The organism is Lysinibacillus sp. OL1 (assembly GCF_004332175.1).
GTDB classification, from domain to species: domain Bacteria; phylum Bacillota; class Bacilli; order Bacillales_A; family Planococcaceae; genus Lysinibacillus; species Lysinibacillus capsici.
In genome coordinates this window covers 68,749-82,425 of record NZ_SJDS01000013.1, presented here as the reverse complement: position 1 = coordinate 82,425, position 13,677 = coordinate 68,749, and the positions used below count along the sequence as shown (strand labels likewise).

Below are 13,677 nucleotides of genomic sequence, written 5' to 3'. Positions count from 1 at the left end.
ATAGCTGTTAGTCAAGAGGAGGCTATTTTGTGGAGTTAAAACCAACAATGTTGCAAGAACGAATAGCAACATTAGATATTTTACGAGGTATTAGTTTAGTAGGTATCTTATTAGTAAATATGTATACCTTTTATTTGCCAATGCCGCATATTGATTTGGCATCATGGTTTACAACCCCATCAGATATTGTTTGGCAGAAAAATATAGATATTTATGTGCAAGGCAGCTTTTACCCGCTTTTTGCCATGCTATTTGGTTATGGGCTAGCCATGCAGTGGCAAAAGGCTCAAAGTCGTCAACAAAACTTTTATACGCTGGGGCTTCGTAGACTGTCCATCCTGTTTGCTTTTGGTTTTATCCATGCTGTGCTAATTTGGTGGGGCGACATATTAATGATGTATGCATTTTGTGGCGTTTTCTTAGTGCTTTTACTACGATTGAGTCCCATCTGGTTATTAGCGAGTGCTTTGATTATTAATGGCTTGATGCAAGCTTTTATGCTCTTTGTAGTAGGGATTGTAAATTTTAATACAAAAGTAGATGATTACTTAGATATCGTTTCAGTAGAGAAGGCCATCACGGCTTATGGGACAGGAAACTGGGTAGATGCCTTTTTGCAACGCTTAACAGATTTATCAACGCAGGCAGGCATCGAGATGTGGTTTGTCGCACTGTTCACGATTTTACCGTATATGTTAATAGGGGCCGCTGCCTCTAAATGGCATTTAGTAGAACGGGCTAAAGAATTGAAGTGGCTCTGGCTGACGTTTGCAATTGCTGGATTGGTCATCGGTATTGGTATAAAAAGCTTATCTATTATGTTTACAAGAACATATTTACTAGATTATTTAAAGGTATACATAGGGGGCCCAGTTCTATCGGTGGGCTATATTGGGGTCATTGTGTTACTTTGCTTAGTGCCAATAATGCCAAAACTACTTAGTCCTTTTGCTAAAATCGGACGCATGTCATTAACGATGTATATTCTTCAATCTATTATAGGTACTTGTTTATTCTACCAATTTGGCTTTGGCTGGTATGGTAAAGTAAGTGTAGAAACAGGGGTATTAATTGCTGTCGGCATTATTGTTGTGCAAATGATCATAGCAGAAATTTGGTTATCTAAGTGGAAACAAGGGCCGTTAGAGACAATATGGCGTAAATTAACATATAAGCAAAAAATAGAAGTGCGTTAATATATTCCTCTTTACATGCATATTTTATGAAGATATAACAACTTATAAAAATGTTGTCGCAAAAATGAGGTAATTTCTATCATATTGTTGTATTATGTAGAAAAAAGAAGGAGCTCTTTCAATCATGAAAATTTTATCATTCAAATTAGGTGGACATGTAAGCTTTGGACCAAAAGTAAAAAAAGAAGAAGCGGTATGGGATGTACTCGCTATTCAAAGTGAACTTCAAGTTCTCCCTTCTTTTTCAAGTTCAATCGTGGATGGCATTGCTTTAGGCTTTGATTTTGTGGAACAGATTCGTAAATTAGTAGAAGCAGCAGAAAAATCAGATAATGCTAATAGTTTTAAACGTGAATTTACAGAGATCGAATGGCTTTCACCAATTCCACGTACCCCTAAAAATATTATGTGTATTGGTAAAAACTATGATGAACATGCAAAGGAAATGGGCGCAGAGGCAGCACCAACGGATTTAATGGTATTCACAAAATCACCAACTGCAATTGCTGCAGATGGACAAACAATTTCCATTCATGCAGATCTTTCTTCAAAAATGGATTATGAAGGTGAGCTAGCTATCGTTATTGGTAAACGTGGCAAAAACATTCCTAAAAACTTAGCGTTTGATTACGTATTTGGTTATACAATTGCCAATGATGTAACAGCTCGTGATTTACAAGAGAAACATAAACAATTCTTCTTGGGTAAAAGCTTGGATGGTACTTGCCCTCTTGGACCATACCTTGTGACAAAGGATGAGATCCCAAATCCACAAGACTTAACAGTAGTGACAAAGGTCAATGATGAAGTACGTCAAAATGGCTCTACGAAAGATATGATGTTCTCTGTTGAAACGTTAGTATCCATCCTATCTCAGCATGTAACATTAGAGCCAGGAGATGTGATTTTAACAGGTACGCCAGCTGGTGTTGGCAAAGGGATGAACCCGCCGCAATTCTTAAAAGCTGGAGATACAGTAAAAGTATCTATTCAAGGAATTGGTACTTTAGTCAACCATTTTGAATAATGATGATATCAATCCGCGAGAGTCTATACTCCGCGGGTTTTTTTACTGCTTTAAGGCATAGTAACAGAAGTAAAAACTATGAGATGCAAGGATTCCAAGTTTTAAATGATGTAAATTGTGTGAACACTATTGTAATATTTGAAACCCTTTCCATCGCATGGTAGGATAGAGTTTGATAGAAAAAGAATGAGGGGGACAAACATGAGTTTTTTAACTAGCCAAACGCATTTGCATATTACTACGTGGGTAGTAGGTATTGTCATCTTTTTAATTGCGGCACTAATGGGCAAGCAATCAAAAGGCTTACATATGACATTACGTCTGTTTTATGTACTAATAATCATCACAGGTGGGGCATTATTTATCGAGGCAATGGACTATGGTAAAGGTATGCTTTACGGATTTAAGTTCTTAGGTGGCATACTTGTAATTGGCATGATGGAAATGGTCTTAGTGCGTCAAAAGAAAAATAAACCAACAGCTATGTTTTGGATTTTATTTGCAGTATTCCTATTAATCACTTTGTTCCTAGGATTCAAACTGCCAATGGGTCAAGATTTCTTAGCATAATGATTTAAAAGTCGTGAAGTAGTTGCTTCACGGCTTTTATTTTGTAAACGAAAACGGAAGACGGAATTGACACCTTTTTGTCGTAATTTATTCGCTTTTACGCAAAATCTTTGGAAAAGATAGCGACGTGACAGAGTTATTTGGTAAAATGACGTTGATTGGTTTGAAAGAGAGGGAATAACAGTGAAATTTAAGAAGTGGATAAGTGCGACGGCTGCATCACTTTTATTAGCAACTTCATTCGTAAGTACTATACCAGTAGCACATGCGGATGAATCAGCGACTAGAACAATAGCAGAAGAAAGCATCTATGATTTACTCGTTGACCGTTTCTTTAATGGCTCGGGCACAAACGATTTTGATACAAATACGCAGGATCCTTCGAAATTTGCGGGGGGCGATTTTACAGGTTTACAGGATAAACTGAAATTTATCGGTGAGATGGGCTATACAATTGTTTCCATTGGGCCTATTTTTTCTACAGAGAAGTATGATGGATCAATGCCCACAAGTTATACTACAATTGAACGTCATTTTGGAACAACGGAAGAATTCCAAAGTATTGTAGAGGCCTACAAAGCTAAAAATATGTCCATTATGGTGGATTTTCCACTTACAAATGTGAGTCCAAATCATGAGTGGGCAAAGGATGCATCGAAAGCGGATTGGATTGCATCTACCAATGATGGACAAGTACAGTGGGATTTATCGAATAAGGATGTGCAAGAAGCACTTATTCAAGCAGTAACTGAATTTGTTTCTACATATGACATCGGTGGTATTCGTTTAACAAATATCGCAGGGGCTGATACAGCGTTTATCAATGCAGTAATAGCTGCATTAAAAGAGACAAAAACATCACTTTATGTGATAGCAAATGAAGAAAGCGATGCTGATTTTGATGCAACTTTCTCACCTGTAACGGCAGATATCTATCGTAATATATTTAAAAACGTGGATATGGATTCTTCAAAATTAATGGAACCTTTCACAGGAGAAAAACCGACACAAATTATGGTGGATTCACTTGAAACCCATCGTTTTACATTTGACTCTGCTAATGAAAATATGTTCCCACCTACCCGCTTAAAAATGGCGATGGGTGCTTTATTTATGCTACCAGGAATTCCTGTCGTACAATACGGGACAGAAATTGCTATGAATGGGGAAGCAAAACCAGATACACACCAGCTTTATAACTTTAAAACAGACGAAGAACTGATTGATTATATTAAAAATGTTCAATCTTTACGTAATCAATCAGCTACTTTACGTAATGGTGATTTTGAAGTCATTACAAATGAAAATGGCCTTCTTGTCTTTACACGTTCTTCTGACGAAGAAAAGTGGGTAATCATGGTTAATAATACTGGTAAAACACAACGCGTCGACTTAACACCTGAACAACTTGGTGAAGGGAAGATGCTGAACGGTATTTTACATGAGGAAAAAGTTCGCATAAATGAAAAAGAAGTCTATCCTGTTATTTTAGACCGAGAAATGGTTGAAATTTATCAAGTTCGCAATGATGAAGGCTTAAACACGCCTTATATGGTGGCTCTTGGCTTAGTATGGGTGATCTTTATTGGCTTTGTTGTCATCATCATTAAACGAGGGAAAGTTCGTCGTCAGGAGCAAGACGTCCAATAATAATAACACGACAAAAAAGCATGCCAGGAGCCATCCTAGCATGCTTTTTATTAGCCTTCAAAGCTTTTGTTTGTGAAGAAAATTGCAATAGTCCCAGGTCCGACATGTGAGCCGATCGCGGAACCTATCATGGTAATTTGCACAGCTTGAGGTGAAAAACGCTCCTGGATAGAGGCTTTTGCTTCATTCGCAAAGGCAGCGTCGTCACTATGGCTAATACCTACGATTTTATTTGTAAAGCTGCCACCACGCTCCTGCATTAAATCTAACATACGATTAAGTGCTTTTTTTCGACCGCGTGACTTTTCAATCGGTACAAGTTTGCCATCTTCTACATTTAAAATAGGCTTAATACTAAGAAGGCCACCTAAAAATGCACTAGCTTTTGATACACGACCACCTTTTGCAAGGTAATCTAAGTCTTCTACAGTAAATAAATGCTCGACCTGAGGTGCAAGGGTGTTTATTTTAGAGGCCATGTCTTCTAAGGATACTCCTATATTTCGCAGTCGTACAGCTTCTTCAACGACAAGGCCATGTCCTAGTGATGCGCATTTAGAGTCGATAATGACTAGTTTTAAGGAAGGATACTGCTCAAGTACCTGATTGCGAATCATTTGAGCAGTGCTATATGTGCCTGATAATTCTGATGAAAACGCGATATAAATACCTTCTTCATCATTTTTAGCTAGCTCCTCAAAATGCTTCAAAAAGAGCTCAGGTGACACTTGTGATGTTTTTGGCTGAGCACCTTGGCGTATTGCATCATAGATCTCTTTGGAATCAATTGAAATCACATCTTCATATTCTTTGTTGTTCAATTGCACTCGTAAAGGGAGTAGCACGACATCATTTTCTTCATAGTAAGATTTTGGTAGATCACATCCACTATCCGTAAAAATCTTCATTCTCTTGTCCCCCTAATTTCAACTTACTTTTGCTTTTTAACTTTATTCAGTAGATACTCACTTTAGATAAATGGAAGGGGTACCACTGAATAAAGTTAAACTGGTAAAAATGGAATGTTAACTTGAACTTACTACTTAACTATGATAATTTCAAGCGTTCAATGAGTATTTTTGCAATTCCATCATCATTATTCGTTGTCGTAATTTCATTGGCAATGTTTTTAAGACTTGAAATACCGTTCCCCATCGCTACACCAAGTCCAGCATATTCGATCATTTCTAAATCATTGTCTTCATCACCAAATGCGATGATGCGCTCACGAGGAATACCTAAATCTTTTGCCACATGTGCAATACCCACAGCTTTATTTAAGCCGCGACGCACAATTTCAATAATATGAAGTGGCGCGCCCCATCGACGATGCTCAATGACCTCAGCATGCACTGCCTGTAAATGATCACGTATAATTACCGAATTTGCTTCATTTGCCTGAATCAGCAAACTTGTGGGATTTTCCAAGAGATGTGTGTATAAATCGCCAAGTGTAATTCTTGGATTTCCCATATTAAAAATATTTAAAATACGATCGTCTTCTGTGTGGACATAAATATCATCTTTTACCTCAGCGATAATATTTTCGTATTCATAACTGTTAATAGAATCAACGACATCATGTACGACACTTAAATCAATTGGTGTGTGCATATGTTGCCAAGAGACATTTTTAGGATGATGCACATATGCGCCATTAAAATTAACAATGGGTGTAGTGAGCCCAAGTTCATGATAATAAAGATCGCTTGCACGGTATGGACGTCCCGTCGCAATCATCACTTGATGCCCTTGTTCCTTAGCCTGCAATAATGTTTTTTTCGTTTTTGCAGAAATTTGCTGTTGATCTGTTAATAAAGTTCCATCTAAGTCTAATACGATTAAATGCGGTTTCATAGCTCGTTGCCCCTTTCCTATAGTTTGAATAGTATCTCTTTGTCTTACATTCGTCAAAATTTTGTCACAGTGAAAAAAGTTTGCTAACATAAAGATGAGAGAATAGTTGGGAGTGACAATAATGTTTGTAGAAAAAGAAGTGTGGGGAAATATTCCTTTATTACATATACATACAGACAATATGAATGAAGAAACCCCGGTAGTCATTTTTTTGCATGGTTTTATGAGTGCAAAAGAACATAACTTACACTATGCATACCAATTGGTGCATAAAGGGGTGCGTGTCCTATTGCCAGATGCAAAATTTCATGGTGAGCGTAGCGAAGGCCTAACAGAAATGCAAATGAATTTAAATTTTTGGGACATTGTTTTAAATTCTATTCATGAAGTTCAACAATTATATGATGAATTAAAGAATAAAAATTTATTAGCTAGTCATAAAATTGGCATAGGAGGCACTTCAATGGGTGGCATCGTGACATCAGGCTGTCTGAAACTTTATGATTGGATACAAACAGCTGCAATATGCATGGGTGCACCTGGTTTTATAAAATTGGGTGAATACCAATTGCAACAATTTGCTAAAAGCGGAGTTAACTGGCCGATGTCAGAGGAAGACGTAGAAAAAATTAATGAAGCCCTTGCTAAATATGATGTCAGTTTAACACCAGAAAAATTCGCGGGTCGCCCTGTATTCTTTTGGCATGGAGAATTAGATAAAACAGTTCCTTTTCACGAAACGTATAAATTTTATGAAACATTACGGGAATACTATGAAGCAAACCCTGAATATTTAAAGTTCATGGTTAACAAAAGGGCTGGACATGCTGTACCACGTGACGGTATGCTAGCAGCTACAACATGGCTTGCACAGCATTTGGCATAACAGGGTGCATCTGCTATGATAAGGTTAACACTATGATGGAAGGAGAAATACGAATGGATCAGGATATGAAAGATAGCATGTTAGGTGCTTTAGAAAACGTAATTGATCCTGAGCTTGGCATTGATATTGTCAACTTAGGTTTAGTATATGATGTGGAATTAGATGATGAAGGTGTTGCAACTGTTACGATGACACTAACATCTATGGGCTGTCCACTTGGTCCAGTCATTGTGGATCAAGTGAATACGGCGTTAGGTGAACTTCCAGAAGTGAAAAGTACAAATGTTAATATTGTATGGAATCCGCCTTGGTCGAAAGATAAAATGTCACGCTATGCCAAAATGGCATTGGGCGTACGTTAAAATGGCTTATTTAAAACCCTGCTTATTTTTCAATAAGCAGGGTTTTTGCTTGTAACGAAACTAATCGATACGGCATATTTGTAATGGACAATTTTCACAGGCAATTTCATTTTTTAAAAATTGTAAATCATGAATGGTAATAAATCCTTTATCAAAAGTGATAATCTCATGTTTTTTTAAATCATTCAGCATACGATTAATCATTTCCCGACTTGTCGCACACAGATTTGCAATTTCTGTATTTGTTAGCTGAAAATCAATAAAAATCGAGTCATTTTCTACAGGTTTACCATACGTATTGGACAGCCGAATGAGCGTTGAAAATAGAGCACCTTTTTTACCGTTTAACACTAAATCGCGCAAACGACTCTGATGCTTTAAGTTTTCTGTTTGTAGCCACTTCATGTATTCCACCATAACTGTCGGCTGCTCTTCTAGTAAATGCTCCAAAGATTTACGACTCAAAACATACAACGTAGAGGGTTCTAAAACTTTGGCAGTCATTGAATTATAGACGAGATTACAAAATAACGAACCTTCTCCTATTATGCTGTCAGGGCCACAAATACGAATGGTTAATTCCTTACCCGTCTCGGATTCTTGGCTAATCGAAATAACACCTGATTGGATGTAATAAATTTCTTTTGCCCGTTCACCCTCTAGAAAAATTTTATTTCCTTTATTCACTTTGATAAAAACACCGTGGTTTTGAAAAAGTTCTTTAATTTTTTCAAACATATTATCCATTAAAACCATATCTCCAACACATCGCTTTCTTTTTGTAATAAATGGCGATTATTACAAAAGGATAGTGGATTTCGATACTAAAACATAGAAACATACCATTATTATAACGTAAACTTCCATAATAAGTGAAAAAATTTTAGGACGATTTCTTTGCTAAGCATTGTCGAGTGATGTAAAATAAAGTTAGTCAAAAAAGGTCAAACTTTTTTAATGAATAAGAATGGGTATATAAATAATGAGAAATATGAAAAAAAGGAGTGCTAGCTATGCAATTTCAACAAACAGACAATAAAAAACCATTAGAACAATTTGGGCGCAATTTAATTGAAGAAGTAAAAAACGGCAAGATGGATCCTGTTATCGGGCGTGATGAAGAAATTCGAAATGTAATTCGTATTCTAACACGTAAAACGAAAAATAATCCTGTATTAATCGGTGAACCAGGAGTTGGTAAAACGGCAATTGTGGAAGGTTTAGCACAGCGTATTGTTAAAGGTGATGTACCAGAAGGCTTGAAAGAATGTGTATTATATGAATTAGATATGAGTGCGTTAATCGCTGGTGCAAGTTATCGTGGACAATTTGAAGAACGCTTAAAAGGTGTGCTAAAAGAAGTAAAAGAATCAGAAGGACAAATCATTCTATTTATTGATGAAATTCATACGATCGTAGGTGCAGGAAAAACAGATGGCGCTATGGATGCAGGAAATATGCTAAAACCTATGCTAGCACGTGGTGAATTACACTGTATTGGTGCTACTACCTTAGACGAATATCGTATGTACATTGAAAAGGATCCTGCCTTAGAACGTCGATTCCAGCAAGTACTAGTACGTGAGCCATCTATAGAGGATACGGTATCCATTTTACGTGGTTTAAAGGAACGCTTTGAATTACATCACGCAGTACGTATTCATGACAGAGCAATTGTTGCGGCAGCAGAACTATCCAATCGCTATATTACAGAACGATTTTTACCTGATAAGGCCATTGATTTAATTGATGAGGCTTGTGCAATGATTCGTACAGAAATTGATTCAATGCCACAGGAATTAGACGCAGTCACACGTCGTATTATGCAGCTTGAAATTGAGGAACAGGCATTGCGTAAGGAAAAGGACGAGGCAAGTAAAAAACGTCTGGAGCAATTACGCGAAGAATTAACTAAGTTAAAAGAATCATCTAAGGGCATGCGACAACAATGGGAAGCAGAAAAAGAAAAACTACACGATATTCAGAAAAAACGTGAAACATTGGATAAATATCGTCGTGATCTAGATGAGGCAGAAAGTAAATATGATCTAAATAAAGCTGCTGAATTACGTCATGGTAAAATTCCAACACTTGAAAAAGACATTCAGGTACTTGAAAAGGAATTAGAGAACGGTGCAGAATCTCGTATTTTACGTGAAGAGGTAACAGCAGATGAAATCGCTGCAATTGTTTCACGTTGGACAGGAATCCCTGTAACAAAATTAGTAGAGGGTGAGCGTGAAAAACTATTACGTTTAAAGGATACATTACATGAACGTGTGGTTGGACAAGATACAGCAGTTCAATTAGTGACAGAAGCGGTATGGCGTGCACGTGCAGGTATCAAAGATCCACACCGACCTATTGGTAGCTTTTTATTTTTAGGTCCAACTGGTGTAGGTAAAACAGAACTTACCAAGGCACTTGCTGCACAGTTATTTGATTCAGAAGATCACTTTATTCGGATTGATATGAGTGAATACATGGAGAAACATAGTGTGTCTCGACTTGTTGGGGCTCCTCCAGGCTATGTGGGCTATGAGGAAGGTGGACAACTAACGGAAGCAGTTCGCCGAAATCCTTATTCTGTGGTGCTACTAGACGAGATTGAAAAAGCTCATCCTGATGTGGCGAACATTTTATTGCAAATTTTAGATGATGGGCGCATTACAGATAGTCAGGGACGAATGGTGAATTTTACAAATACAGTAGTCATTTTAACTTCGAATATCGGATCAAGTTATTTAATGGAGGCAAAGGAAAATGATGCGGCTGTGGAGGACTTAGTCATGTCAGCCCTACGACAACATTTTAAACCTGAGCTATTAAACAGAATGGATGATATCATCTTCTTCCATGCATTATCTACTAAACATTTTACTGCGATTGCCTGGAAGTATGTGGAGCAATTGATTAAACGTGTCGCAGAGCAAGAAATTACTTTATCTGTCGAGCAAGAAGTCATTGATTGGGTAGTAGAGCAAGGTGCAGATGCCCAATTTGGAGCAAGACCACTAAAACGCTTTGTACAGCGACATATCGAAACAGCCGTTGCTAAAGAACTATTACGCGGAGAAGTTTTACCAGGGGAGACGTTGCATGTGAAAATGCATGAGGGTCAATGTGTTGTGGAAAAATAACAGAAAAAACCTGTTCGGCATGAAGCTGAACAGGTTTTTTCTAGCTGAATTAATGATGGTCTGCAGCTTCTGGTGTAGGGTCGTTTGGAATGATTGCTCCAATAATAAAGATAAGGATGGAGAATACAACAGAAACGATTGCCCCAGTTTTGAAATCAAATGGTACACCAAGTACAGAGCTGACTACGTAGTTTAACATAGAAACTAGTAGGAATGACCATATGAACGTTACGATATATTGCATTAATTTCACCTCAACCGAACTTTTTTCATCATAAGGTTTTACTCATATTCATTATCATATCATAACATAAATCAAAAAAAAATGAACCATTTATGTGAAACATGGCGATTTTGTCACAACAAATATGAGATTTAGTATTTTATGTTTAGTAATGTAAAGTATTTAGGAACAGCTGAGAAATAGGGGAATGCGCTCCTACGCTGGTGAAAAGCGCTCCAAAAGGGAAGAACACCGCTCATATATGATGCAAGGTGCTTTGAAAAATAATGAACAAGCTCAACAAAGTACGATAGATAAAGCTCTAAACAGAATAACCTCATTCCATAAAATTCTTCACTTCTATATGCAAAGAACACTACCCTCAGCCGCATAAATTTTAAATCATCTTGCGTCATTCCTTTTATATGCGTTATAATTATGACCAGTTACTAATAATTGATAGTAAGAAAGCTGAGGGGTTGCTATATGAACGCTGGTATTATAGGAATAGGCAAATATGTTCCTGAGAAGGTCGTTACAAATTTTGATTTGGAAAAAATCATGGATACTTCTGATGAATGGATTCGTACTCGAACAGGCATTGAAGAACGTCATTTTGCGGCAGATGATCAGGAAACTTCAGATTTGGCAGTAGCTGCTGCAAAAGAAGCTATTGCAAATGCGGGGATTACGCCTGAGGAAATTGGTTTAATTCTTGTAGCAACTGTCACGCAGGATCAAACTTTTCCAAGTGTAGCTTGTATGATTCAGGAACAAATCGGAGCAGTTAATGCTGCAGCAATGGATCAAGCAGCAGCATGTGCAGGATTTATATATAGTTTAGTGACAGCAAAGCACTTTGTTGAGGCAAATGCTTATAAATATGTCTTAGTAGTAGGTGTTGAAAAGCTGTCGAAAGTCGTTGATTGGGAAGATCGCAATACAGCTGTATTATTTGGCGATGGTGCCAGTGCAGCTATCATTGGGCAAGTCTCTGAAGGTAGAGGTATTCTATCCTTTGAACTTGGTGCAGATGGTACAGGCGGAAAGAATCTTTATTTAACGAAGCAAGATACAATTGCGATGAATGGTCGTGAAGTGTTTAAATTTGCTGTTCGACAAATGGGTGAATCGGCTGTTAATGTATTAGAGAAAGCGGGATTAACAAAAGAAGACGTTGATTTCCTAGTGCCACATCAGGCAAATATACGTATTATGGAATCTGCACGTGAGCGTTTAGAGCTACCACCAGAAAAAATGTCAAAAACGATTCATAAATACGGAAATACTTCAGCAGCATCTATTGGTATTTCCTTGGTAGATGAGCTCGAAGCAGGTAAGATTAAAGAGGATGATTTATTAGTCCTTGTAGGTTTTGGTGGCGGCTTAACATGGGGTGCCGTAGCCATGAGATGGGGAAAATAAGTAGGAAAAATGCTTGAGGGGAGTAAGACAATGAGTAAAAGACGAGTAGTAATTACAGGAATTGGCGCAGTTACACCACTAGGAAATAGCATCGAAGAAACATGGGCAAACATTAAAGCTGGTAAATCTGGCATTGGTGAGCTGACACGTTTAAATAAAGATCTTTTTGCCGCAAAAATCGCAGCAGAAGTAAAGGACTTTGATATTGAAAAATACATTGATCGTAAAGAAGCACGTAAAATGGATCGCTTCACACAATACGCATTAGCGGCTTCTATTATGGCAATGGAAGATGCACAGCTAACAATTGATGAAGAGCTAGCTCCACGTGCAGGTGTATGGATTGGTTCTGGTATCGGTGGGATGGAAACATATGAACAACAATTTTTAACATTCCAAGAGCGTGGCGCAAGACGTGTTAGTCCTTTCTTTATCCCAATGATGATTCCTGATATGGCATCGGGCCAAGTCTCTATTCACTTTGGTGCAAAGGGGATAAATTCTTGTTCTGTAACGGCATGTGCTTCAGGCACAAACTCTATTGGTGATGCCTTTAAAGTAATTGAGCGTGGAGATGCTGATGTTATGATTTCTGGTGGTGCTGAATCACCAATCGTAACAATGGCGGTTGCAGGTTTTTGTGCCAATACAGCACTATCATTAAATCAAGATCCACAAGCAGCATGTCGCCCATTCGATAAAAACCGAGATGGCTTTATTATCGGAGAAGGAGCGGGTATTGTCATTTTAGAAGAATATGAACATGCAAAAGCTCGTGGTGCCAAAATCTATGCTGAAGTTTTAGGTTATGGTGCAACTGGGGATGCGCATCACATTACGGCTCCAGCTCCAGAGGGTGAAGGTGCAGCACGTGCGATGACGCAAGCATTAACAGATGGTGGCGTAGAGCCATCACAAGTTGATTATATTAATGCCCATGGTACAAGTACGCCATATAACGATTTATTCGAAACACAAGCTGTGAAAACTGCTTTTGGTGATCATGCGTATAACCTTGCAATGAGCTCAACAAAATCTATGACGGGTCACTTATTAGGAGCAGCAGGTGGTGTAGAAGCTATTTTCACAGCATTAGCCCTTAAAGAAGGGATTTTACCACCTACAATCAATTTAAAAGATCCTGATCCTGAATGTGATTTAGATTATGTTCCAAACGAAGCAAGAGAAGCAAATATTCAATATGCAATGAGTAATTCTCTTGGTTTTGGTGGTCATAATGCAAGTCTCCTATTCAAAAAATATGAAGCATAATAGATAAACATAAAAAAACGTCAGCCAAATTTAAATGGCTGACGTCTTTTTTTATAGTTTTGTGAATAA

The 13,677-nt window shown here is 37.7% G+C and carries 13 protein-coding genes; 9 read left to right on the top strand and 4 right to left on the bottom strand.

Translation table 11 applies throughout. The features are described from left to right. The first annotated feature begins 29 nt into the window (after nucleotides 1–29). The 4 genes from EW028_RS20020 (at nucleotide 30) to EW028_RS20005 (ending at nucleotide 4,443) form a co-directional block, all read left to right on the top strand. A complete protein-coding gene (locus tag EW028_RS20020; protein ID WP_131522077.1) occupies nucleotides 30–1,196 on the top strand; it encodes a DUF418 domain-containing protein in 1,167 nt (388 codons plus the stop codon). Between the two features lie 124 nt (nucleotides 1,197–1,320). Beyond that, a complete protein-coding gene (locus EW028_RS20015) occupies nucleotides 1,321–2,223 on the top strand; it encodes a fumarylacetoacetate hydrolase family protein (protein ID WP_048392038.1) in 903 nt (300 codons plus the stop codon). A gap of 201 nt (nucleotides 2,224–2,424) precedes the next feature. Next, nucleotides 2,425–2,793, top strand: coding sequence for a YisL family protein (locus tag EW028_RS20010; protein WP_004227486.1), 369 nt, complete (start codon nucleotides 2,425–2,427; stop codon nucleotides 2,791–2,793). A gap of 183 nt (nucleotides 2,794–2,976) precedes the next feature. Next, nucleotides 2,977–4,443, top strand: coding sequence for an alpha-amylase family glycosyl hydrolase (locus EW028_RS20005; RefSeq protein ID WP_131522076.1), 1,467 nt, complete (start codon nucleotides 2,977–2,979; stop codon nucleotides 4,441–4,443). Nucleotides 4,444–4,493: 50 nt separating this feature from the next. On the opposite strand, the gene EW028_RS20000 is transcribed toward EW028_RS20005, so the two are convergent. Both EW028_RS20000 and EW028_RS19995 read right to left on the bottom strand, forming a co-directional pair. Next, on the bottom strand, nucleotides 4,494–5,351 hold the full coding sequence (locus EW028_RS20000; RefSeq protein WP_036076685.1) for a DegV family protein: 858 nt from the start codon (nucleotides 5,349–5,351) through the stop codon (nucleotides 4,494–4,496). Between the two features lie 139 nt (nucleotides 5,352–5,490). Further along, a complete protein-coding gene (locus EW028_RS19995; protein WP_131522075.1) occupies nucleotides 5,491–6,300 on the bottom strand; it encodes a Cof-type HAD-IIB family hydrolase in 810 nt (269 codons plus the stop codon). A 121-nt stretch (nucleotides 6,301–6,421) separates the two neighbouring features. Here EW028_RS19995 and EW028_RS19990 point away from each other — a divergent pair, with 121 nt between their 5' ends. Continuing rightward, nucleotides 6,422–7,186 carry a prolyl oligopeptidase family serine peptidase gene (locus EW028_RS19990; protein ID WP_131522074.1) on the top strand — a complete coding sequence of 255 codons (765 nt, stop codon included), beginning with the start codon at nucleotides 6,422–6,424 and terminating at the stop codon, nucleotides 7,184–7,186. 53 nt (nucleotides 7,187–7,239) lie between these two features. Next, nucleotides 7,240–7,548, top strand: coding sequence for a metal-sulfur cluster assembly factor (locus tag EW028_RS19985; RefSeq protein ID WP_004227477.1), 309 nt, complete (start codon nucleotides 7,240–7,242; stop codon nucleotides 7,546–7,548). Nucleotides 7,549–7,608: 60 nt separating this feature from the next. Here the strand turns inward: EW028_RS19985 and EW028_RS19980 are convergent, their stop codons facing one another. Beyond that, nucleotides 7,609–8,295, bottom strand: a complete 687-nt coding sequence (locus EW028_RS19980; protein ID WP_048392033.1) for a Crp/Fnr family transcriptional regulator — start codon at nucleotides 8,293–8,295, stop codon at nucleotides 7,609–7,611. Between the two features lie 266 nt (nucleotides 8,296–8,561). Between EW028_RS19980 and EW028_RS19975 the strand changes: the two genes are divergently transcribed. Continuing rightward, nucleotides 8,562–10,688 (top strand): ATP-dependent Clp protease ATP-binding subunit, encoded by a 2,127-nt coding sequence (locus tag EW028_RS19975; protein ID WP_131522073.1) that lies wholly within the window; start codon nucleotides 8,562–8,564, stop codon nucleotides 10,686–10,688. Nucleotides 10,689–10,737: 49 nt separating this feature from the next. Here EW028_RS19975 and EW028_RS19970 read toward each other — a convergent pair whose 3' ends face one another. Next, a complete protein-coding gene (locus EW028_RS19970; RefSeq protein WP_004227469.1) occupies nucleotides 10,738–10,932 on the bottom strand; it encodes a YjzD family protein in 195 nt (64 codons plus the stop codon). Between the two features lie 465 nt (nucleotides 10,933–11,397). Here EW028_RS19970 and EW028_RS19965 point away from each other — a divergent pair, with 465 nt between their 5' ends. Together EW028_RS19965 and fabF are read left to right on the top strand one after the other, a co-directional pair. Further along, complete coding sequence (locus tag EW028_RS19965; protein ID WP_048392032.1) at nucleotides 11,398–12,336, top strand: beta-ketoacyl-ACP synthase III; 939 nt, start codon at nucleotides 11,398–11,400, stop codon at nucleotides 12,334–12,336. 30 nt (nucleotides 12,337–12,366) lie between these two features. After that, complete coding sequence (gene fabF / locus EW028_RS19960) at nucleotides 12,367–13,608, top strand: beta-ketoacyl-ACP synthase II (protein WP_048392031.1); 1,242 nt, start codon at nucleotides 12,367–12,369, stop codon at nucleotides 13,606–13,608. The last annotated feature ends 69 nt before the right edge of the window (nucleotides 13,609–13,677 follow it).

What these genes read in the sequence shown, in the direction of transcription:
- EW028_RS19990 (WP_131522074.1), top strand. Translation starts at nt 6,422, where the DNA reads ATGTTTGTAGAAAAAGAAGTGTGGGGAAATATTCCTTTATTACATATA.
- EW028_RS19995 (WP_131522075.1), bottom strand. Translation starts at nt 6,300, where the DNA reads ATGAAACCGCATTTAATCGTATTAGACTTAGATGGAACTTTATTAACA.
- EW028_RS19985 (WP_004227477.1), top strand. Translation starts at nt 7,240, where the DNA reads ATGGATCAGGATATGAAAGATAGCATGTTAGGTGCTTTAGAAAACGTA.
- EW028_RS20015 (WP_048392038.1), top strand. Translation starts at nt 1,321, where the DNA reads ATGAAAATTTTATCATTCAAATTAGGTGGACATGTAAGCTTTGGACCA.
- EW028_RS19970 (WP_004227469.1), bottom strand. Translation starts at nt 10,932, where the DNA reads ATGCAATATATCGTAACGTTCATATGGTCATTCCTACTAGTTTCTATG.
- EW028_RS19980 (WP_048392033.1), bottom strand. Translation starts at nt 8,295, where the DNA reads ATGGATAATATGTTTGAAAAAATTAAAGAACTTTTTCAAAACCACGGT.
- EW028_RS19965 (WP_048392032.1), top strand. Translation starts at nt 11,398, where the DNA reads ATGAACGCTGGTATTATAGGAATAGGCAAATATGTTCCTGAGAAGGTC.
- EW028_RS20010 (WP_004227486.1), top strand. Translation starts at nt 2,425, where the DNA reads ATGAGTTTTTTAACTAGCCAAACGCATTTGCATATTACTACGTGGGTA.
- EW028_RS20000 (WP_036076685.1), bottom strand. Translation starts at nt 5,351, where the DNA reads ATGAAGATTTTTACGGATAGTGGATGTGATCTACCAAAATCTTACTAT.
- EW028_RS19975 (WP_131522073.1), top strand. Translation starts at nt 8,562, where the DNA reads ATGCAATTTCAACAAACAGACAATAAAAAACCATTAGAACAATTTGGG.
- fabF (WP_048392031.1), top strand. Translation starts at nt 12,367, where the DNA reads ATGAGTAAAAGACGAGTAGTAATTACAGGAATTGGCGCAGTTACACCA.